The sequence below is a fragment of the Pseudomonas sp. NPDC096950 genome, from assembly GCF_044762525.1.
In the GTDB taxonomy this organism is placed as follows: Bacteria; Pseudomonadota; Gammaproteobacteria; order Pseudomonadales; family Pseudomonadaceae; genus Aquipseudomonas.
Genome location: NZ_JBIWEL010000002.1, coordinates 210,533 through 231,181, shown reverse-complemented (window position 1 = coordinate 231,181; position 20,649 = coordinate 210,533). Strand labels below are relative to the sequence as shown.

Here is a 20,649-nt window from a genome sequence, read left to right as displayed (position 1 = left end):
CGCAGGATCACTGCACCGTCAGTGACTTCATACCCAGGCCCATGACGCGCCGATCCTCCCCGAGCCCCAATTGTTTCGGGCTGATCGCATCGGGTAACTGCACATGAATACGCATCAGCGTGTCGCTGGCCACGGCCTCGTGGATGGCCGGAGTGATCGGGATTTCGATGCGATTGCCTTGAACCGCTGTCAGACGCGTCGTCAAAGCCTGGACGCCGTTGATACTGAACACCACCGTCTGACCGGCATGCATCGGCAGCACGAACCCCAGCACGTCAATCACAATGGACCGAGCCTCTGGCTGCACTCGAAGCAGAATGTCCGCCTCTGCGCCTTCTGACCAGGTGCCCCAGGTTTCCGGTGCTCCCCAACCATCGGTCAGGTGATGAGTCTTGTGGTTGAACGCTTGCTGTTGCCCGATCTTGATCATCGGCACCCAATTCATCGAGCGCCCCTCATCCTCGACCGCGAGGCATTGCGTGCAGTGCTTCCAGCCCGGCGCCAGCACCACCAGGCCATCGATGCGGGCGAGCAAGTCCGTATCGCTGTTGACGGTTTTCGCCGCCTCCAGCATGGAATTATCATCAAGGATGTAAAGCGAGTCCGAATCGTAGTGCCCGGTTTCCAGCATGCGCCGGGTCTTTTCTCCAGCCTTGTCCAGAGCCTTTGAACTCATTCGGCCGAGATAAACGGCGTCGGTTTTCATGCCATGGACCACGGCGTAGTCCGCCAGCGGTTGCCAGGTTTCCGGCTGATTCTGTGGCGGCAACCAACGAATGTTCGCGTAACGGGAAGCCGCACTGGCCCAGAACGGATCACGCAACGGTGTCGACCACTCGCTGGCGGGCTCCATCATCCGACTCTGGCGCAGGCCTGCCCAACCGTTACGGGTATCGACAGCCTGGACACAAAACGCCACCGCCAGCAGGCACGCCGCCGCGCGCGGCCGGTTGCCACGCACCACGAGGTAAATGATGGCAAGCACAATGACGTAGAACACCGGCCAGAACATCCGCCCGGACGCCCGGAAGATATTCGCCATGTTGACGATTGCTTTCGGCAACGGGTAGTGAACGGTGAGCAGGCCGAGACCGATGTCGTTCGTCAGCGCGAACAGCAACAAGCCGAAAAACGCCAGCAACAGAATCGGCAGGCTGCGCACCGCATTGCCAAAGTCGGTTTTCCCTCGCAGCAGAGCAATGACGGCATAAATCGCCAGCAACAGCACGCCGGCCCCGAGGTAGTTGAAACCTTCGTAATCGCCGGGGCCTTGAGGAAAGTCCGGCAAGACCATGGACCAGCCGCTGGCGTTTATCAGTGAAAGCACATTCATCCGATACAAACCAAAGCCAGCCGCCATCGCGCCTTTACCGACACTGAAATAACCCGCCTGCCAGCAACACAGACTCACCACCAAGAACAGTAAAAGCAGTTCGATCAGTGCGGTGCGCCGGGTCAACTGGCCTTTAAGGGTTCTGCCCGCCAGATCAGCAATCCAGATCAACGCCACCATCGCCAGCAAGTAAGCGTGCACCAGCGCCGTCACCGCCAATAGCGCGCCCCAGGCCAGTCGGCGCTTCTGTACGCCAGGGTGCAGCGCCAGATACAGCGCCGCCAGAATCAGAAAATGCCCGGACAGGGACAAATGTCCGCCCATGCGCAAAAACATCGGCGGCGAAAACACGAACAGCCCGGCCCCCAGCAACCTCAAGGCAACATTCGGTGTCGCCAGCCCCACCAGTTTCCAGGCGAACCAGGCTTGCAGGACAAAACACGCCAACAGCCAAATACCGAAGTACTGGAAGGTCTCGGGTAACCATGCGTTAAAGGGTTTGAACAGCAAGGCCAGCAGCGGATTGGAGTCGGAGAAAATGATCGCGTTGCCCAGCTCCAATCCGTAGTCCGGGTTCAGGCCCAGCGGAAACGTCCACGGCGAGTGTCGGAAAAACGCCCATCCGAGGTAATGAGTTGCCGTATCGCCGACTTCCAGCCAGGCAATGTTCTGCGGGTCCAGGGCGCGTGGCCCGATCACGATGAAAAACGCCACCACACCCATCAGCAAGGGCAGCAACCCAAGCGCCCAATGCTTGCCAGAATCCTTCATCGATACGTCCAGAAGTTATGCAATACAAAGGTGAAGGCCGGAATGGTCAAAGCCACGGCAGCGATCCCCATCAAGTAGTTGAGCCCGGCGACTTGCGCGGCCCAGGCCACGAACATCGCCAGCAGGAACCCGGCGCCAGAGACAACCATGAAGCGCATCAACGTGCGGCCATGCAGTCGGGCGGAAAAACTCCAGGTCGTGTTGATCAGGTAAGACACCACCGTCGCCACGGCAAATGCCACGCCGTTAGCCAGCGGTGGCATGGGCATCACGAAGTTGATGAACAGCACGGCGACGACCGCGTGAAGCGCAGTGACGAACAATCCTGTCACCGCAAATCTCGATGCTCTTTTGATCAATGCGGATTTTTCGGCTGACGTCACGGCTTCTGCGCCAGCACGAACACCGTCAGACCCGCCAGGCGATTCGCGCCCATGAATGGCAGTTCAATGCTGCACAAGATCTTCAGGATCGAATTCACCACAGGATGATGCTGCTTGAGCTGCGAACGCGGCGGCGACGGTTGCGTGCCCTTGGGCAACAGCCGCAGCGTCGCGGCAATCGGGAACACCGCGCCGAAATAGTAGGCGCCCTGCTTCACCGTCAAACCGGCATCCCGGGCGACTGTTTCAAATTGCGCCAGGGTGTAGCGGCGTTTGTGTTCCAGAAAATCATCGTGACCGCTCCAGAGAAACTGGAACGCCGGCACCGTCATCAGGAAACGGCTGCCGGACGGGACTTTATCGACATAAGCCTTGAGCAACCCGACGTCATCGTCGACATGCTCCAATACGTCCATCAGTAGCACCAGATCGGCGTCCACCGCATCAATGCCACGACGATAATGCACCGGTTTCCCGCAGGTGCTGGCATCGGAGTCCGCGTCGTAACTGATGTCCACGCACCAGGCTTCGTTCGCGGCGGTGTGGGTCAACAGATGATGGGTAAAAAACCCGGAACCGGCGCCGACGTCCAGAATCTTCTTGATCGGTGAATCGCCCAGCAAACGCTTGGTAGCCGCCGCTTTCGACGAGTAATACCAGTGCTGATCAATGCTTGAACCGAGGATGTCGGTTTCCTTGAGATCCATGGTTCAGTCCTTGGGGTCATAGACACGTCGCACCAGATAAACCGGCCGGCGTTTGGATTCGATGTAGGTGCGGCCCAAGTATTCGCCGAGCACCCCGATGCCGATCAGTTGCAGGCCACCCAGGAAAGTCACGGCCACCATAAGGGAGGCGTAACCCGGCACGTCGATCCCAGTGATCAACGTGCGCACCACGATGAAAATGGCGAAGGCAAAAGACACCACGGAAACGAACAATCCCAGATACGTCCAGACCTTGAGCGGATCGGTACTGAAACTGGTAATGCCCTCCAGCGCGAAATTCCACAGGCGCCAACCATTGAACTTGGTTTCACCCGCTACCCGCTCCGGGCGCTCGTAATCGACATGGGTGGTGCGAAACCCGACCCAGGCAAACAGACCTTTCATGAAACGCCGAGACTCGGGCAACGATTCCAACGCCTCGACCACACAGCGATCCATCAGGCGGAAATCTCCGACATCCTTGGGCAGCGGTTGGTCAGAGATTCTGTTGTGCAGGCGGTAGAACCAGTTGGCCGAGGTTTTCTTGGCCCAGGAGTCGGTCTTGCGACTCACACGATGGCCCAACACCACTTCATAGCCTTGGCGCCACAGGGCAATCATCTGCAGGATCACTTCCGGCGGATCCTGCAAATCGGCATCAATCGGCACCACCACCTGACCGGTGGCGGTCTGCAAGCCAGCAGTCAACGCCGCTTCCTTGCCGAAGTTACGGCTCAGGTCAACGACCCGAATGCGCGGATCAGACGTCTGGCGCTCCAGGAGCAAATCCAGCGTCGCGTCGCTGCTGCCGTCATTGACGAACACCATTTCCAGCCCCACCAGCGCCTCATCCTTGAAGACGTCAGTAATCCGCGCGATGAACAAATCAATGGTCGCCGCTTCATTGAACACCGGGATGACGAGCGAAAGCGCCACATGCCCGGCCAGTTGCGTTCCGTGCTGATGAGTCAATTGATTGCTCTTTTTTATAGTGATTTTTCAACAATCTTTGGTCACCGGGGTGTTTTCCGGCGCCACGAGCTGCCCCGTATTAAGCAGGAGCAAGAGAGGTGATGCAAGGGCGAAACTGCAGCGGTTTTGGCCATTCTTCCAGTGCTCGATTAGCTGTAGGAAAAGCCTTCAAATCATTGGAAACAAAGTCCCGATGGCCAAAAAAACCAGCTCCGCTAGGCTTGCTGACATGCGGCACACAGGTTGTCGCAATTAACGAATCGCATGGAGCGAGCTGAATGTATTTTGAGATTTACAGGCAATCGAAAGGCACCCCGAGTACAGGCAAAGGGCAGTGGCGCTGGCGGCTGCGGGCGGGGAATCATGAGACGGTTGCCAGCGGGGAATCATATGTGAACAAGGCGGATTGTTTGCATGTGATTGAGTTGATCAAGGGGGTGCATGGGGAGACGCCGGTGAAGGAGATTTAAGGGCTCGGTGAACTCCCATGCCCTCAAAATGAAAAGCCTCGTGTCGTTTTGTCGACGAGGCTTTTTCTATACTTTGCGTTCATCCCGCCACCACCCCCCAACCTTGATCCAGACGCATCCCATGCTGTATACCTAAAAAGACCTAACGCAACACCGAAGGAAATTACACCGCCTTATGCATGGAATCACACGTATCGATCGCCTTGTCGGCCCACTCTCCGCATCCCTGATTGCGCACTGTGGGCCTCACGTCAAACGCTGCGCTGGCGCAGCCACAGGGCTTGTTACTCGCCTCTTTGCACTCCTCGCTGTACACCGTCTGCGACCTCGTTTGTCGGACTGCTGCGTCCATCGACGCCATTGCAACGTCCCTCCGCCCTCCTGTTTCTGATCGTCAGCCACTGAACCGGCGCATCCATCTCCCGTTTTTTCGCGGGGCTCGTGCTCGTCTGGCTTTTCTATCTGACCCCGTCACGTCCTGAGCGAGACACCGCCCGGTCGGCCATTGCGCCTCGAACCGCGCACGTCGGCTCCAGGCCATCCCATTTTGCTGGCGCAGTGCCCCTTTTGAGGCGGCTTTGCGTTGAGCCTCTCCACGGTACAAGGAGTATCAATCGATGATTTATTTCCAGGGAAAAAGAATTCTCAGTGCCATTTTCGACATGGATGGCACCATGTTTGACACCGAACGCCTGCGTTTCAAAACCCTCAAGCAGGCGTCCAGCGAAATATTCGGCAAGCCGTTGAGCGAGGAAACCCTGATCGGTTCGCTGGGCCTGAGCGCCAAGAAAGCCGAGGCTTTGGCGAAGGCGCACAACGGCGAGGACTTCCCCTACGCCGAAATCCGCCAGCGCGCCGATGAGCTTGAGCTGGCGTATGTGCGCAATGAAGGCGTGCCGATCAAGCCAGGCTTGCTGGAAGTCCTGGAGCGCTTGCGCAAATACGGCCTGACCATGGCCGTCGCGACCTCAAGCCGTCGGGCGATTGCCGAGGAGTACTTGATCAATGCCAATGTGCTGAAGTATTTCGACATCACTGTGTGTGGCGATGAAGTCAACCAAGGCAAACCCCATCCCGAGATTTTCCTGCGGGCGGCCAGCGCGCTAAATTGCGAGCCGGGCCACTGTTTCATGGTCGAAGATTCGGAAAACGGCCTGCTCTCGGCGATCCGTGCCGAGGGGCAGCCGATCCTGATTGAGGACATCAAGCCTCCCGCGCCCGAGGTCAAGGCCGGCGCACTCAAGGCTTACGCAAACATGCAGGAATTCCTCGGCGATTTGACCGAGTGCATGCCCGACCTCGGCACGCCCGAGCTGACCGAATCCTTTCCTCAGGCGCTGAATCAGTTTCGCGTGGGCATTCATGGCTTCGGCGCCATGGGCGGCGGCTACCTGACGCAGATTTTCTCCCACTGGGACGGTTACACCCGGCCCTGTGAAATCATCGGCGCCACCCGCTCGTGTATGCTGCGCGAAACGGTCGAGGCCTTCGGACGGTTCAGCGTGCGCTACAGCGCGACGTCCTTTGACCAGACCATCGAAAACCTGCGGATGATCGACATGGACGACGCCGAAGCGGTGATCGATATGTACGACGTCGCGGAAATCGTCGGCCTGAGCCTGCCCGAGCCCGCCATCCGCAAACAAGCGGATGTGATCGCCAAGGGCCTGATCCGCCGCTTCGAACGGCGTCGGCGCGAGCTGACCATCCTGATCGTGCTGAACAAGGTCGGTGGCGCCGCCTTCGTGCGCCGTCACGTCGAAACGCAGTTGCTGCTCCTGGTGTCACCCGAGACTTGCCAGCAGATCCTCGACAAGACTCACTTTGCCGAAACGGTCGTCAGTCGCATCGTCTCGAAGATTTCCAACGAGGCCCTGCTCCGGCAGTTGCGGATCAAATCGAAAATCTTCCAGAACAGCCTGAGCGATGAGCCGACCACTCACTCAACATCGACGGCCGTCAAAGCGCCCGAATACGAACGGCTGATTGGCCGCTTCCGCCCCTTCGCCCAGTCCAGCAACGCCCTCAGCCAGATGCACCTGATCCTTTTCAACAGCGAACCGGACATGCCTCTCTACGTTGAGCGCGGCAGCAACCTGCTCGAGCGATTGCGCCAGGTGAAAACCGTGGAAGATATCACCCAGACCCAGGTCATCAAGAACCTGCTGTGGAACGGCCCACACGCGATCATTGCCTGGTACGCCAGCCTGTTGGGTTATTCGTGGTTGGGCCAAGGCATGGGCGACCCGCGCGTCAGCGCCCTGGCCGAACGCTTGATCCGCGAGGAAGTCGGCCCAGCCTTGGTCGCCGAAAACCCGCACATGAGCGAAGCCGTCGCCGGCTTCGCCAAGACCTTTCTTGAACGCTGCAACACATCCTTCAAAGACCCTTGCGCCCGCGTCGGCCGCGACCCGCTACGCAAACTCCAACGCAACGAACGTATCCTGCGCAGCATCGACCTGGCCAGGAAACACGGGATTGATTCAACCGGCCTGGAGTTCGGCACGGCGTTGGCCCTGCACTACGCCTTGCGTTCGACGGACGCCAAGGATCAGGAAAGTCAGTTGATGCGCACGCTCTATGAAGAGAACGGGAGTGTCGAGGCAATGTTGACGTATACCGGGAGTTATAACGGCAAGCCTTATCCGGGACTGGACCCGGTCAGGGATGCGGGGTTGGTTGAGGGGATTGGTGGGCATTTTGAACGGCTGGTGAAGCCGGATGCCGGGCATTGGGGGTGGCCAGCCCAGGGATAGGTGCAAGGGAAGTAGCGTTAACGCAAAAGCCCCCGTAATCAGCAATGATTACGAGGGCTTCGTCTTATTCAATAATGGCGCAGAGCTAGAGGTCGGCACGTTCAGCTGCTTATCGTTGAAGACCGCGCGCAAGGAGGGAGTTGTCAGTCCGGCTTACTCTCCAAACTCGCATCCTTGGTCAAAATATAGGAACTGAACTGCAAAAAATCATCGAGATGCTTTGTGATTATCGCGACAGTGATCGGCAATTGGAGGGTTTGATATTCGTGTACGGCAATATTACGAAACCCCACCATGTTCTTCAGACTGCCAAGCAGCGAAGCATTGACCCATCCACCCTTGGATAGCAGCTCAAACACGTCACGCGCACTCTGCGGCACCCCTAGACGCTCACGACGAATCAGATGCTGCCCCATGTCCAGCGCGGCTTCGCAGGCGCGCTGAATATTCAGAATCGCGGCGTCCTGGCGAGTGAAATCAGTAGCGAAACTGACGGGTTCCTTCTCATATTCCTGACGAGCTCGCGCTACACAACGCTCAATGCTCGCAGCCTTATTGATGAGAACATCATCGACCATACACTTTCCCTTCCTTCTGGATATCTGCCAGCAGCTCCGCTCTTGCGGTATCCAGTGCAGTTTTTTCGCTCAGGATAAAGCTTTCGAAAAGACCTGCCTGACTGTCCTTGGACCAGAGGCGATGCCCCGTGGTCAGTATCTGGTATTGCATCACTGTTGATGCAGCGCGCAGATCGAGCAAATCGACAGGAACGCCTACGATATCAGCAAGCTCTCCAGACAACCGCCAAAGCATTAACGGCTCGACCGGCCCTGAAGAAAGCACCGCGACATCCAGATCACTCTCAGCGCCAGCATCACCGGTTATCTGACTGCCGAATAAGTACACAGCCAATAGATCAGGCAACTGGTCCTGCAAGAGTGTCAGCGATTTTTCCAGGTTCATGACTGATATCCAGATCGCCATTTAACGAAGACCGTAACAGAATTAGTCACGTTGTTTTTGCCCTGAAACAAAAAACCCCCGACAACGATGAAGTTATCAGGGGTTTTCGTTTTTCAATAATGGCGGAGAGATAGGGACTCACCATACATCACACAAAACCCCAACAAACACTGTATCTACTGGCTTTTCAGGTGCTTTTACGTAGAATCTTTACGTAGAATTCTTACGTAGATACGACCATGGCCAAAGCTCAAAACCTCGAACTGCAAGGCGGCATCTACCACGTGCGGATGGATGTCCCCAAGGACGTGCGAGAGGCCTTCGGCGGTCGGCGTGTCCTATCCCAGACCCTTAAAACTGGGTCTCGGGCGGAGGCACTGCTACAGCGGCTGCCGATCTTACATGCGTGGAAGCTTCGCATAAAGGCGGTTCGCGACGGCAAGTTGCTGGGGGACGGTTGGCAGGAAGACATAGTGCAAACCCTTGAAGATTTGGATGCAATCACCCAAGGGCAAAAGCGAGCGCTTGTCGGTGAGACTGCCCCACCCTTGCCATATGTCGATCCAGCTTTCAAAGCGAAGCTGATGAACAGCCCTCGGTTCAAGGAATCCATACGGATGCTTGTAGGCGATCACCTCAAGGATGGTATCGAGGGACGTATCAAGATTCAGGATGAACTGAATCGAGGACTCAAGGAAATGCTGCAAAAGCTTCTTGGCACTGACTACAAGCTCACCAGCGAGCAGGGCCAGGAACTGGAAGTGCTGGTAAAAGATCCGGCCAGCTACAAAGCCCGCTCGCCGATTACGAAGGTACGGTTAGCCTCATTCCGCACCTACAGGCTTGAGCATCACGTTGCACTCAAGACGGTGAATCAACAGGAGTCGAAGCTGTTGAATCTGTCGGAGCATCTGCAAACGACTAACACCAAGCTCGACTTTGATTCGGTGAGTGCATGGCTACAGGGCATGAAGCTCAGCAGCAAGACCAAGCAACAGTATCTGCTTGCCGGTAGTCAGTTCTGGCAATGGGCGATGCAGCATGAGCCACAGTGGCGACAGACCTTCAAAGGGCACGTGAACCCATTTGAGAAACACACGCTACCTACACTCAAAGGCAAGGCCAAGCTTGACGCAAAACGGAAGGCTTTCACCATCGAGGAAGTCGGCACCCTGCACAACGCAGCGAAGGAACAGAACCTCGGCACGCTTTCAGACTTGATCTTGTTGGGTGCGTATACCGGGGCTCGCATCGAGGAACTGTGTCAGCTTCGCAAAGAGCATCTGATTACCGTGGATGGGGTGATGATGTTCGATATCGTGGATTCGAAAACCGTTGCAGGCATTCGACAAGTGCCAGTGCATCCCAAGCTAACGGCGCTCGTGGATCGACTCGCCATAGCTTCCACTGACGGCTATCTGGTGCCTACCGACAGCAACAACAAATATGGGATTCGTTCGGATGCACTGAGTAAGGCGTTCGGTCGATTGAAAACCACAATGGGGTTTGACCGTACACGCGTGTTCCATTCGATCCGTGCAACGGTAATCACTCAGTTGGTGCGAGCAGATATCGCAGACAGGCTAATCAAGGAGCTTGTAGGCCATGAAACCGGCACGGTGACGTTTGATGTGTACTCGGATGGATCATCACCAAAGCAGAAGCTCAAAGCCATATCGAAGCTCCCCACCCTAACGAATGTTTAAACGTCAGCTTCGCTGACAACGTGAAGGGCAAAATCAAAGGCTCGTCTTCGCCTATGTATATTGCTGCGCTAATGCAATTACCCCCCTCGCCGCCTGTCTTGCCAGCCTTGAAGCCGTAGCACTGGAAACGATACTGTATGTGCATCCAGTATCGAGCGCGATAATGATGGAAAACGATTTGATTTCAACCGAGGGTTTCGAGCTTGGGCTTCCCAGCATGGAGGACATGCTGCGTCACGAATGCGACTTGCTGCACTCCGAACTTGAGGTGGTGAGGCGAGACCTTCGCCAATCGCACAAGAACCTTGCCGGAATGATTTGCATGTGGCGCACCAGCGACAAGGAGCTGTCAGCGTTGAAGCTGGAGCACGAGCGGCTACGTTGGACGCTGAGCGACATGTACCGCCGTGAGACGGAGCTGGAGACGGCGAAATTTAGTTACAGCTACGGCGATCACAGCAAGCCGAAACCGTAGACCCAGCACACCGAAGGTGAAAGACTCAGAATCCCCAACTGGAAGGCGCACAACATCGCCATGGAAGTGAATTTTCAGCTACAGCCTATCGACGGCGAAATCATTGTGGTGGAGGACGACCCCCTACTACGTGACCTGATGCAAGAAATCCTTACGGATGTTGGCGCTCGCTGCGTGGGTTTCAGCACTGGTGATGATGCGCTTATTTACATGCTTCAATCCGGCACCCAATGCGCTTTGATCGTTGCTGACCACGGACTACCGGGACAGGTACAGGGCGCCGAATTGGCAGAGCTCGTCCGGGGCAGATGGCCCACGATACCTGTAGTCATTACATCGGGATGGACAGACTCATTTATTGGGCTGCCCAGCTCTACCAGCTTCCTCCAAAAACCATGGACGTTAGAGGGACTGGTGACGGCAGTTGCAGAAGCGCTTCAACCGGGTGTTCCGGTGAGCGAGAAAACCCCGCATCCAAATGATGGGACGTGAGGGCCAGGTTTAACGTGTGACGATCTCAAGCAAGGGAATACGACGCTCCAGCAAAGTCGTAACCCTGTGCTGTATGTCGGGCTGCTTATCCAAAAGGCTTTCCATCCCAAGACGATCCATGTCCAACCAGAACAACGCAATGGCACTGACATAACGAGTCAGAATTTCCACAGTGATTCGTAAGTGCTGCACTGGCGGTTTTGGTGGCGGTGGTGGTTCCATCGAAGAATCAAGCCACGGGAACTGTATAGGTGCAGGCCACAGCTCAGGGTGCAAGGTGTGCAGGTCTCTGGCGGAATCACCATCGCCGTGACGACAAGCGTTGCCCAACATCTGCAACTGAGTAAGTGCTGGGTAGGAATCGAAGCTACTCAGCTCAACACCTCGCACCTTGAAGAACAGTGCGTTCAACTTAGTGCCCCATGTGGCGGTCTCTAGCTTCTTAAGGGTTACCCCTTCAATGGTGTGACGACCTAAACAACAGATGAGGTAGGAGCGTATCTGTTGCTCCCATAATGACTGGATGGCGAGGGCAAACGTCATGTATGTACGCTGGATCAGCCCCTCATGGTCGGACAGAGCAAAATGGAACACCAAATCATCTTGAGCAGCACGAGCCAGCTCCTGCCGCTTCTGCTCTAACGCTGCGAGCGACGGTTGCACAACCAGCGAAAGGAAGTCTTGAACAGTGTCACCGTTGTTGTGAGCGTAAGCATCGGCAAACCCAATCGTCCATTTATAGGGTGCTGTCATGTCTTCATCCTTGTGGCGTTGAGGGCCGGGTTTTCCAGATTCCCATTTTTCGTATTTTTTTTCGACCACTTGTATGGGCGTCTGGGATTCATGGCTGGAATTTGGACGGATCCGCAGCGCCGTTAAACGCTCACCTCTACACCCTTGTCTAGTCGCTAGCTTTTCCAAAATAACCCTGCACCCTAGGCCGCTCTCTGAGCCTGATTCAGACCAGTAAACGACTCAGCTTCACCCTGTATGCAAAGACGACGAAGCCCGCTCAAGGCGGGCTCATGCGTCACTACAGACCTACTTCAAACCTTGTTCCAATGTCTCTTGATGGTTGGCAAGCTCACCTTGAGTTCGGCTGCTGCCTGAGCCTGTGTCATGCCTTTAGCCTTGAGCTTCTGCACTGCTTCGGTAGTGTCTACAGCCACTGGACGACCACCCTTCTTGTCAGACCGTGCAAGGCCCTCTCTGGTGCGTTCCTTGATGCGATCACGCTCAAAGGCTGCAACTGCTGCGAGAACTGTTAGCTGTAGCTTCCCGGCTGCACTGGTGAGGTCTACGCCATCAAGATCGAGGCTACGGACATGGATACCAGCAGTAGCCAACTGGGACACTGTGGCGAGCACGTCTTGCACGTCCCGGCCTAGGCGATCCAGCTTCAACACTACAAGCGTATCGCCTGCTTCCATGCGTTCAGCCATCTTGCTGAACTGGGGACGCTGGAGGGCCGGCACACCTCCGCTGATTTGCTCGGAGAACCAGCGAGCAGGCTGGATATCGAAACCTTTGGAGGTGAGCGCCACCAGTTGGTTATCGGTGTTCTGCTCTGTCGTACTCACACGACCGTATCCGAATAGACGACTCATTTACTCACCTCCTCCTAGGTATCCCTCACGCTGTTCGTGGGGTATCAACAATGGAGGGATCATATTGCATTGGTATCAACAACCTGTAAACCCGTATTTGATGATACCGGTGTAGGTATCGGATAGACGGTATCGTTTAACGGTCGTTTGATGATACCTATGATTGCCGTACTTGGTTGATGGCATCGGTGAGGGCCTTGGCGTTCAAGTCGAGCACCTGTAGAGCTGCCAATGCGTTATCAGCAGCAATGGTGCCTCCTTGGCTGGAAATCCAACCGGCGAATTCTTCAAGCGCGGCGGTTATTCCATGCTGCTGACTCAGGAGCAGCGTTAACGCGTCAGCCATGGCTACAGCCTGATTCTGGGTGGGCATGGAGTTTCTTCCTTATAAGACGTGAGGGAGCCTCACGATTCCCCCACAAAAGCATCACTTCTTCTTGGGGCCGCTAGGTGACTTCTTCGGCTTATCTGTTTCCTTTACCGACTCTCGCGGATTTTTCTTGGCCTCTTTCTCGGTGATGTACTCACCAGTCACTGCGTCACGATATCTCGTAGGCATGCTCGCTCCTTAATAGCCTATCGCCACGTCGGCGACACCATCAAAGTAGCTGAGGGAGGTCTTTCTGCAAGGTGGTGGGAGGTAGAGCGGGCTTTCGCACAAATCGGTGTTTCGGTGACGGAAGGTGATTTTGGCACGAAAACTTCAAGTTGAAGGTTTCTCACCGAATCGAGCTTGATCGACTGTCACCAGACCAGCGTAAACGCTGGCTTATAGGTAGACGATCTAACCTGCCACGTGGTTATAACCGGTGACGAAAGCATGGTTTCCATAGGGTTTCCGGGAGGTTTCCAAAGGTTATAGTCAGGCACTCTGCCATCAGCTAACATCCGTGAAATTGACTTACAGTAAGGAAACTACATGCCTGATGATCAGACCCAATTGAGCTTTTCGCAGCGCATGGGGCTAGTTCCCGCAGTGAAAGCTGCACAGGTAGATAGTATTGATGCTCCTTTAAAAAACGCGCTGTGGAATGTTGTACTTCTTCACAGCCTAAGTGGCTTCTACTCTCGGGAGGCTCGCTATCCTGACAGAATAAAAACTTCATATTTTTACGATTTTGCAGTAGCAATATACGGCGACTTTTTCAAGGTTCCTGTAGATACTCTCCCCTCCGGCTGGTCCACATTTAAAGAAAGGATTCGTGAGAATTACTTTAAAATGTCGTGGCATCGAACTTATAGCTTCTTGGAATTCTTGGTGGCACTGAACCACAGAGAAAAAGGTGAAGAGCTCACCCAAGGCTTCAATACGGTGCTTGTGCGGGAAAACTCAGCATACCGTTTTGTTTCTGGAAAGGTTACGCCCATAACATCCATAGAAGAGATTGAAGAGATTGAGCAAGCGATCTCTGTGTCTGACCAGTATGCCGGGGTGAAAACCCACTTAAATACGGCGCTTGGTCTCCTGACAGACAGACAAAATCCTGATTACCGTAACTCGATGAAGGAATCCATTAGTGCTGTCGAGGCGCTAGCGAAACACTTGACAGGAAATCCAAAGGCGACACTCGGGGAAGCCCTTACTGAACTTGAAAGGCGTCACCGTCTCGATCCTGTGATAAAGAAAGCTTTCAGTACGTTGTACGGTTACACAAACAACTCCGATGGGATTAGACACGCCGTCATGGAGGACAAACAAGTGTTAACGAAGGCTGACGCTCGGTTCATGCTGATCTGCTGCTCAGCATTCATCAACCTAACTATTGATAGCGTAGAAAATTGAATATCATCGGTGGTCGTACCGAAAGCGTTAGCTTTCATGTTGAATCAACCATGGCGTGACCGCCGACTACCCTTCGGGTGTACCTCGACACAAATACAAATAAACAAAAATCCAGCTCTTGCCTTTGATCTTGCCTTTTGCTTCGGTGCATAAACGAATGCGGACGCATTCAGTAGTAAACCGTCAGCGGACGCTGACAGCTATTGCACGTCACCTTCGGTGTAGCAGATCAAAAGCGAAGAGCTTTGATGTGTGTTGATATTATTGTATTTGACGGTGGGCTGATCCTGAATCGGGACGATGCGACTATTGTCCATCAACGTGTATAAACTGTAGTGCTCCGCACTGACGTTCGCTTCTCTCTCTTATCCGACCGTAATTCAAGTGAACAACTGAACCTTGGTAGTATTATACGGACATAAAGTTCACTACTGATGAATCACGCCTCCAAATGAGCAACTGAACCTTTGCATAATCTATACAGACAGAAAGTTCAGATACACAGATGACCGAACTCTTCATCAGTCGGAAAGGCAAACTCCTCGACTGCTTTCTGCGTCACTCTACCTTCCATCGTGTCAACTGCGTCCAACATTCTCTTACCTTGAACCATAGGCCCAGCGGGATGATCACCGAGACCTAAAGTAATAATCTCTTGGCGAACATGCCACGGGTTGGCGGTAGGATACTTTTCGCAGAACTCAGCAACCATTTCATCGAGCCGATCAAATAGAATGATGGCATCTTGGAGAATCTCATTCTGACTCGCACGTGCTGCTTCTGGCTCCATCCAATCCGGGCGGATAAATGCGTCTTCGGGCAATGCACGGCGTGTTCTCTTATCAATCGCCTGGGGAATCGCTTCATCAAATGGAATGCCGTAGGCGACTTTGATTTTAGTGCGAAACTCCAATCGAGAGATTCCTTCCGGGCGAGTCGCCAGCGGAAGTAGCTGCTCCATCAAGAAGAAGTGTGTATCGAACACCGCAACCGTGCCAAGATTCCGCTTGCACCAGTTCTCGGTGACGCCATTGGCAGCAAGCGTCGCTGCGATATCTTTGTATGATGCACCCTCGGAGCGCATCTGAACCGCTTGTTTGCGGGCGGTGTCGGTGACCTTACTTGTAGCCATTTATATCTCCTCTATATAGTTCGTTACATAGGCAAAAGCTTCGTTGTGGGTTGGTAGGGTCAATTCCCAGGCAGCACGATACCGACGCCTGACGTTACCTTGTGGGTATGTCGAGAACATTCGGTTCGAATTGCTGGAAAGAGTGGCCTTTATACGCTTATTAACCATGTTTTGTCAAGGGGCATTGCATTCGGGTAGTTGCACCCAATCAACTACCGATACAAGCTCCTGTAGTGCGTTTTGATGATCGCAATCTGACGACACAACCCAAACTGTAACCCCACGCTTATCTAGTCCATATGCTTCCACACGGCCCGAGATGTGCAGCTGTCGATCAGGTTTTTTGTAACTGACTAAATGCGTAGGTGAGAGCTTGAGCGTTCAATCCAGTGCCTGTGGAGCTGCCAAGGCGTTTTCAGGTGCGATGACACCACCTTGGCTGGGTACAAGATCCTCTAGCCCAGCAGCTATGCCCTGCTAGCTGTAAAGCATCAGCGTTAATACATCAGCAGTGGCGAGTGCTTGATTCTGGCTGACCATGGCATGATCGATGACAGAACAAAATAGAATCTATGCCTTAGCCAACAATCCTGCTCATCCTTTCGACAAAATTTTTTCGAACTCTGCAATCAGTTCTTGCAGGCCAACACCCAGGACCTTGCACAGATCGCGAAGCTGCACGACGTCCAAGCGGCGTGTACCACTTTCAACATCACTCATGAATGACTGTGGCCGCTCCAGCGCCTGTGAGCACTGAACTTGAGTCAGACCCGCCGCTCTTCTGTACTTCTTCAGCAGCGACAAAAGCACAGCGTGTTCTGGTCGATAGATCGTCTTGGTCATGGCTGACTGGTTAGGGTGGGCAGCTGTCCAACCTATATCTGGTTTTCAGATATCTGAATTTGGGATAATGTGAGTCTCACCGAAACTCAGACCCCAGCCCAATGCAGGCGAGACAATGAACGAGAAAATCTTCGTACTGAATAGTCAGAAGAAAGCTACCAACCACATCTTTCATCTGATCCTGAGCGTCCTCACTGGAGGTCTGTGGTTGATCGTTTGGCTTATCGCCGCATCGAACAACAGCAGTCATAACAAGAAACTCGACGACCAAATCAATCAGATCATGAAATACAAGACACGAGGTCTGAGCGATAGCGAAACTTACCTTAAGATCAACGTGGATAAGGCGAACTCAGATGTTTACCACGGGCGGGTTATATTCGTAGTCATGGTGGCAGTCTTTGCGTACTTCTATTTTCGGTAATCGCACCAATAAAAAACTAGCACTATCATCAGCGCCGCTAGAACTGCCTAAGCGAAAGCGCTAGCTTTCAGGCGGGCTCAACCATGGTGTAACCACCGATTGCCGCCAAAAGCGAATAACTTTTATTGTATTGATTCGATTAAAGTGGATGGTGAACTGACTCAAAATCGGGACGATGCAATTATTACTAACCCATGAAGAATACCTGCAGCCCCCACCATAGTCGCAAATTATATATTTTTAAACTTCCTAAGAATTTAGAACATCCGACCATTCTCAAATTATTTTGGTGCTGTCAGGTAATCAATTAATTCATCAACAAGCAAAACCCTACCCCGATTAGCATCGATAAACTCCTTATTAAAATGGCGCTCATAAAATCGTACATCCATGGAATCGCCAGGATAAAGCTTTGCCAACATACGTTTACAATCACCAGTCGCAGCATTTTCCAAAAGCCTATTGTTGCCTAATTTTAATATTGTCCCCTCAATAGCTGGATTAGATTGAAACAACGTAACACCATTCCTTTTAAAATAACGCTTACTTTCATCACAGAGCGGGATATCGGAATCTAACATCGCAGCTAAAAAATCATAACTTTTGCCTCTTACCCCACTGATAAGTGCATCCACAATACCAAGCGGACCATGGCCTCGTGCATTTCTTATTCTGACACTTACATTACAATCGCGCCCACCATAACATCCTTTAACATGTGTCAAAAAAGCTAGCTCCGTATCTCCCTCAACAGCAAATAAAATGGTTTGGTTTGTTTTTCTAACTGTTCTTGGCGGCATGGACGGCACTCACACTCTAGGAATCGCGCCGTAGGCGCCTGACATGTATTTAGCATAAAAATTATCATCACTTCTTACGCCCTCCATATCCGACAGTTTCCACGCTTCGCTAGAACTGTCATTTTTCTCAACCAAAAGCACTTGACTTTTTTGCAACTGATTCACAACCTCGATTGAGTGAGTTGTGAAGATCAATTGAGCGTTGTGAGGATTAGTTCGCTTATTAAAAAACAAATCGAGAATAGGCTCAATCATAAGCGGGTGTAGATCACCTTCTAGTTCGTCATATATCATGACACCACCAGTTTCAAGAAGAGGCAGAATTTTACTCAACAAAAAAAACGCCGCCTGCGTACCATTCGACTCCCATAGTAAAGGCAGTTTTGTTTCTTCATCGCCCCTCTTGTGAACCGCCCACGGCAACAGGTGTTGACTCACCGTGCCGTCTTCTTCCGCACGATCATAGGAGTCGATGGTTATATCCACCAAGCCAAAGTCCTGCTCACGAAGAAAACGCGCCATCATCTCTCTAGAGGCGTCATTTTCACTATAGTAAGTGGATGCATCATAGACGTCGGTTGTACCATAATATGTATTACGACCATACATAGATATATTCGTCGTATTTAAACGGAGCGCGTTGCAAATACTGACTGCCACTTTACTTTTATATTGCGCAGCTAAAGATATCAAGGAGACCTCTTCACCCACTTCATCCAGCGGCATTTGTGCAGTACCAAAACCCTTTCGAGTTACAGTATATTTTTTTTCCTCCCCATCCCATTTACGCATAAATATTTTCGTCCACAGCCTGCTTGTTTTCTTGTCAAGCGTCTCACCATAGACTCTTTCATCACTTCTAATTAACGAGTATCTATATCGAACTCCGTCAGCATCAAACTCAAGCTTAACTGTAATGAGTGGACTTTTAGAGAAAGCATGAGAACGCACACGAGTTTTGGTATTTTCTGGATTAGCAAAGAATGAATCCGTGATAAACCAGAGAACATAGGCCAGTGGCTTTATAAGATTTGTTTTCCCGGAGCCATTTGCACCGATAACAGCGAGAACTTTACTAACCCTTTCATCCGACACGGAAGAATCGAAACTCTTATCATTTAAGCTCGTTCGCTTATCCATTACGAATGAAATATCGGTTTTTTCTTCGAATGAGAAAAAATTTTCAAAGCCGAAGCTGTAAATCGTCATAGCTTACTCGCCTGATTGATACAATATTTTGTCGAGTATGCTCTAGCAAGCGTGTTTGTCAATGACAGCTATTGGAAGTCCTAGGCCTAACCTCCATGCAACCTTCCGCATCCTGCTGATCCGCAGCCCACCTGAAACGGGTCCAGCATTGCTGATGAGTCCTTTGCCGAGGTTATCGCCTGCAATCGCGCTAAGCGAGGCACTGGCAGTCGCGGCGATCCAACCGGTCACCCACTGAGCTCCGTTAAGCAGTGCGCCGCAGCGCCCCCTTCTAGCAAGCTCGCTGTTCCGCGTCAGCTGTGCCCCTGACGGACAGCGACTCAAAATAGCGCAGCGAACACAGTGACTAGTCTTACCTGACCCCATCGCACTTCAGTCTCATGCCACCCTAAACATCACCCACCTGCTACAACGCTTTATCCGTGAAAGCTATGCCAGGAGCATTGGCGTTTTCCCAAAATGAAAACATGGCAACTGCTAAGCATGGGACAAACGCCCTGCCCCCGAGACTGCTTGCATTGCTATGTAGCACGATGAGTGTGCCGCCCTTGTTCGTTGATGCACGGTAGGTCTGCCAGTCCGGCAAGTCGCCCTTGGTTTTGTCGGTGATAAGCGAAACCTGCTTCACGGGAGAAGCAAAACGAGCGGCCTGCTCCCGAACGGAGTACCAAAGCTTGTTGAAGCTAAGCGCCCGGTACGCATTCAGATAGCGACTTCCCCGGAGCGCTGGGAGCACTGCCGGTGAGAAACCGAAGAATAAATCAGGCTCTGTTCCGAAGCGCTGAAGAGGCGCTGAAGACTAATGAATTTTACGTAGAATTCTTACGTAGAACCATTAAATGAAAAAAGCCCCGAGACCTGAGTCTACGGGGCTTTTCAATGTATGGCGGAGAGATAGGGATTCGAACCCTAGGTACCGGTGAAGGTACAACGGATTTCGAATCCGTCCCATTCGGCCACTCTGGCATCTCTCCAACGGCGCGCATCATAACAACACTTTTGCCGGAAGCGAACCCCCTTAGGCAAAATTTTTCCGTGCTATCAGATGCTTGCGTCGGTTAAAGCGGTACGCCCAGACGATTGGCGACTTCTTCGTAGGCTTCGATGACGTCACCGAGGCCTTGGCGGAAGCGGTCCTTGTCCATTTTCTTGCCGGTAGCCTTGTCCCACAGGCGGCAGCCATCCGGGCTGAACTCGTCACCCAGGACGATGGAGCCATCGGAGAACACGCCGAATTCGAGTTTGAAGTCGACCAGCAACAGGCCGGCGTCGTCGAACAGTTTGCTCAGGACTTCGTTGACCTTGAGCGACAGTTCTTTCATGCGAACCAGTTGCTCGGCGGTGCCCCAGCCGAACGCCACGACGTGGGATTCGTTGATGAACGGGTCGCCCTTGGCGTCGTCCTTCAGGAACAGTTCGAAGGTGTAAGGGTTGAGCTTCAGGCCTTCTTCAACGCCCAGGCGTTTGACCAGGCTGCCGGCAGCGTAGTTACGCACAACGCACTCGACCGGGATCATGTCGAGTTTTTTCACGAGGCATTCGTTGTCGCCCAGCAGTTTGTCGAATTGGGTCGGCACGCCGGCGGCTTCGAGTTTCTGCATGATGAAGGCGTTGAACTTGTTGTTCACCATGCCTTTGCGGTCGAGCTGCTCGATGCGCTTGCCGTCGAACGCCGAGGTGTCGTTGCGAAACAGCAGGATCAAGCGGTCAGCGTCGTCGGTCTTGAAAACCGATTTGGCTTGGCCGCGGTAGAGTTCTTCACGTTTTTCCATGATGGGCTCAGCTTGCTAAGTAGGTGGGCTAGGCGATGGGTCGCCAGTCGA

21 protein-coding genes and 1 tRNA gene are annotated in these 20,649 nt (G+C 53.1%); 7 read left to right on the top strand and 15 right to left on the bottom strand.

Annotation, left to right across the window (positions count from 1 at the left end; translation table 11 throughout):
* Positions 1 to 7 precede the first annotated feature (7 nt).
* Genes ACIQY3_RS05540 through ACIQY3_RS05525 form a run of 4 tightly spaced genes read right to left on the bottom strand, consistent with a single transcriptional unit; the run spans position 8 to position 4,166 of the window.
* Positions 8 to 2,104: a DUF6311 domain-containing protein gene (locus ACIQY3_RS05540; RefSeq protein ID WP_403017906.1), complete on the bottom strand. Its 2,097-nt coding sequence runs from the start codon at positions 2,102 to 2,104 to the stop codon at positions 8 to 10.
* Complete coding sequence (locus ACIQY3_RS05535) at positions 2,101 to 2,487, bottom strand: GtrA family protein (RefSeq protein ID WP_403017905.1); 387 nt, start codon at positions 2,485 to 2,487, stop codon at positions 2,101 to 2,103. The genes ACIQY3_RS05540 and ACIQY3_RS05535 overlap by 4 nt, the downstream gene beginning before the upstream one ends.
* Positions 2,484 to 3,194, bottom strand: coding sequence for a class I SAM-dependent methyltransferase (locus ACIQY3_RS05530; RefSeq protein ID WP_403017904.1), 711 nt, complete (start codon positions 3,192 to 3,194; stop codon positions 2,484 to 2,486). The genes ACIQY3_RS05535 and ACIQY3_RS05530 overlap by 4 nt, the downstream gene beginning before the upstream one ends.
* 3 nt (positions 3,195 to 3,197) lie before the next feature.
* On the bottom strand, positions 3,198 to 4,166 hold the full coding sequence (locus ACIQY3_RS05525; RefSeq protein ID WP_403017903.1) for a glycosyltransferase family 2 protein: 969 nt from the start codon (positions 4,164 to 4,166) through the stop codon (positions 3,198 to 3,200).
* A 278-nt stretch (positions 4,167 to 4,444) separates the two neighbouring features.
* Here ACIQY3_RS05525 and ACIQY3_RS05520 point away from each other — a divergent pair, with 278 nt between their 5' ends.
* Positions 4,445 to 4,636 carry a DUF1508 domain-containing protein gene (locus ACIQY3_RS05520; protein ID WP_213937303.1) on the top strand — a complete coding sequence of 64 codons (192 nt, stop codon included), beginning with the start codon at positions 4,445 to 4,447 and terminating at the stop codon, positions 4,634 to 4,636.
* Positions 4,637 to 5,253: 617 nt separating this feature from the next.
* Positions 5,254 to 7,392, top strand: coding sequence for a bifunctional mannitol-1-phosphate dehydrogenase/phosphatase (gene mtlD / locus ACIQY3_RS05515; protein WP_403017902.1), 2,139 nt, complete (start codon positions 5,254 to 5,256; stop codon positions 7,390 to 7,392).
* 143 nt (positions 7,393 to 7,535) lie between these two features.
* On the opposite strand, the gene ACIQY3_RS05510 is transcribed toward mtlD, so the two are convergent.
* Both ACIQY3_RS05510 and ACIQY3_RS05505 read right to left on the bottom strand, forming a co-directional pair.
* Positions 7,536 to 7,970, bottom strand: coding sequence for a DUF86 domain-containing protein (locus tag ACIQY3_RS05510; RefSeq protein ID WP_403017901.1), 435 nt, complete (start codon positions 7,968 to 7,970; stop codon positions 7,536 to 7,538).
* Positions 7,960 to 8,355, bottom strand: a complete 396-nt coding sequence (locus ACIQY3_RS05505; protein WP_403017900.1) for a nucleotidyltransferase domain-containing protein — start codon at positions 8,353 to 8,355, stop codon at positions 7,960 to 7,962. The genes ACIQY3_RS05510 and ACIQY3_RS05505 overlap by 11 nt, the downstream gene beginning before the upstream one ends.
* 239 nt (positions 8,356 to 8,594) lie before the next feature.
* On the opposite strand from ACIQY3_RS05505, the gene ACIQY3_RS05500 reads away from it, so the two are divergent.
* From ACIQY3_RS05500 to ACIQY3_RS05490, 3 genes are all read left to right on the top strand, one after another.
* The gene (locus ACIQY3_RS05500) at positions 8,595 to 10,061 is read left to right on the top strand and encodes a tyrosine-type recombinase/integrase (RefSeq protein ID WP_403017899.1); all 1,467 of its coding nucleotides are present in this window, start codon (positions 8,595 to 8,597) and stop codon (positions 10,059 to 10,061) included.
* 163 nt (positions 10,062 to 10,224) lie between these two features.
* Positions 10,225 to 10,536, top strand: coding sequence for a hypothetical protein (locus tag ACIQY3_RS05495; RefSeq protein ID WP_403017897.1), 312 nt, complete (start codon positions 10,225 to 10,227; stop codon positions 10,534 to 10,536).
* 60 nt (positions 10,537 to 10,596) lie between these two features.
* The gene (locus ACIQY3_RS05490) at positions 10,597 to 11,028 is read left to right on the top strand and encodes a response regulator (protein WP_403017896.1); all 432 of its coding nucleotides are present in this window, start codon (positions 10,597 to 10,599) and stop codon (positions 11,026 to 11,028) included.
* Positions 11,029 to 11,037: 9 nt separating this feature from the next.
* Here ACIQY3_RS05490 and ACIQY3_RS05485 read toward each other — a convergent pair whose 3' ends face one another.
* The 3 genes from ACIQY3_RS05485 to ACIQY3_RS05475 all read right to left on the bottom strand — a co-directional run bounded on the left by ACIQY3_RS05485 (position 11,038) and on the right by ACIQY3_RS05475 (position 13,008).
* Positions 11,038 to 11,781, bottom strand: coding sequence for a hypothetical protein (locus tag ACIQY3_RS05485; protein WP_403017895.1), 744 nt, complete (start codon positions 11,779 to 11,781; stop codon positions 11,038 to 11,040).
* A 293-nt stretch (positions 11,782 to 12,074) separates the two neighbouring features.
* Positions 12,075 to 12,635 carry a recombinase family protein gene (locus tag ACIQY3_RS05480; protein WP_403017894.1) on the bottom strand — a complete coding sequence of 187 codons (561 nt, stop codon included), beginning with the start codon at positions 12,633 to 12,635 and terminating at the stop codon, positions 12,075 to 12,077.
* A gap of 157 nt (positions 12,636 to 12,792) precedes the next feature.
* Positions 12,793 to 13,008: a hypothetical protein gene (locus ACIQY3_RS05475; protein ID WP_403017893.1), complete on the bottom strand. Its 216-nt coding sequence runs from the start codon at positions 13,006 to 13,008 to the stop codon at positions 12,793 to 12,795.
* A 546-nt stretch (positions 13,009 to 13,554) separates the two neighbouring features.
* On the opposite strand from ACIQY3_RS05475, the gene ACIQY3_RS05470 reads away from it, so the two are divergent.
* Entirely contained in the window at positions 13,555 to 14,418 is an 864-nt protein-coding gene (locus ACIQY3_RS05470; RefSeq protein ID WP_403017892.1) for an AbiJ-NTD4 domain-containing protein, read from the top strand.
* Between the two features lie 493 nt (positions 14,419 to 14,911).
* Here the strand turns inward: ACIQY3_RS05470 and ACIQY3_RS05465 are convergent, their stop codons facing one another.
* Positions 14,912 to 15,550 (bottom strand): hypothetical protein, encoded by a 639-nt coding sequence (locus tag ACIQY3_RS05465; RefSeq protein ID WP_403017891.1) that lies wholly within the window; start codon positions 15,548 to 15,550, stop codon positions 14,912 to 14,914.
* A gap of 594 nt (positions 15,551 to 16,144) precedes the next feature.
* Positions 16,145 to 16,393: a helix-turn-helix domain-containing protein gene (locus ACIQY3_RS05460; RefSeq protein ID WP_403017890.1), complete on the bottom strand. Its 249-nt coding sequence runs from the start codon at positions 16,391 to 16,393 to the stop codon at positions 16,145 to 16,147.
* A 115-nt stretch (positions 16,394 to 16,508) separates the two neighbouring features.
* Here ACIQY3_RS05460 and ACIQY3_RS05455 point away from each other — a divergent pair, with 115 nt between their 5' ends.
* The gene (locus tag ACIQY3_RS05455) at positions 16,509 to 16,817 is read left to right on the top strand and encodes a hypothetical protein (protein ID WP_403017889.1); all 309 of its coding nucleotides are present in this window, start codon (positions 16,509 to 16,511) and stop codon (positions 16,815 to 16,817) included.
* A gap of 281 nt (positions 16,818 to 17,098) precedes the next feature.
* On the opposite strand, the gene ACIQY3_RS05450 is transcribed toward ACIQY3_RS05455, so the two are convergent.
* The 4 genes from ACIQY3_RS05450 to purC all read right to left on the bottom strand — a co-directional run bounded on the left by ACIQY3_RS05450 (position 17,099) and on the right by purC (position 20,598).
* Positions 17,099 to 17,617: a hypothetical protein gene (locus tag ACIQY3_RS05450; protein WP_403017888.1), complete on the bottom strand. Its 519-nt coding sequence runs from the start codon at positions 17,615 to 17,617 to the stop codon at positions 17,099 to 17,101.
* A gap of 9 nt (positions 17,618 to 17,626) precedes the next feature.
* Complete coding sequence (locus ACIQY3_RS05445; RefSeq protein ID WP_403017887.1) at positions 17,627 to 18,826, bottom strand: ATP/GTP-binding protein; 1,200 nt, start codon at positions 18,824 to 18,826, stop codon at positions 17,627 to 17,629.
* A gap of 884 nt (positions 18,827 to 19,710) precedes the next feature.
* Positions 19,711 to 19,800, bottom strand: a tRNA-Ser gene (locus tag ACIQY3_RS05440).
* Between the two features lie 84 nt (positions 19,801 to 19,884).
* Complete coding sequence (purC, locus tag ACIQY3_RS05435) at positions 19,885 to 20,598, bottom strand: phosphoribosylaminoimidazolesuccinocarboxamide synthase (RefSeq protein ID WP_403017886.1); 714 nt, start codon at positions 20,596 to 20,598, stop codon at positions 19,885 to 19,887.
* Positions 20,599 to 20,649 lie beyond the last annotated feature (51 nt).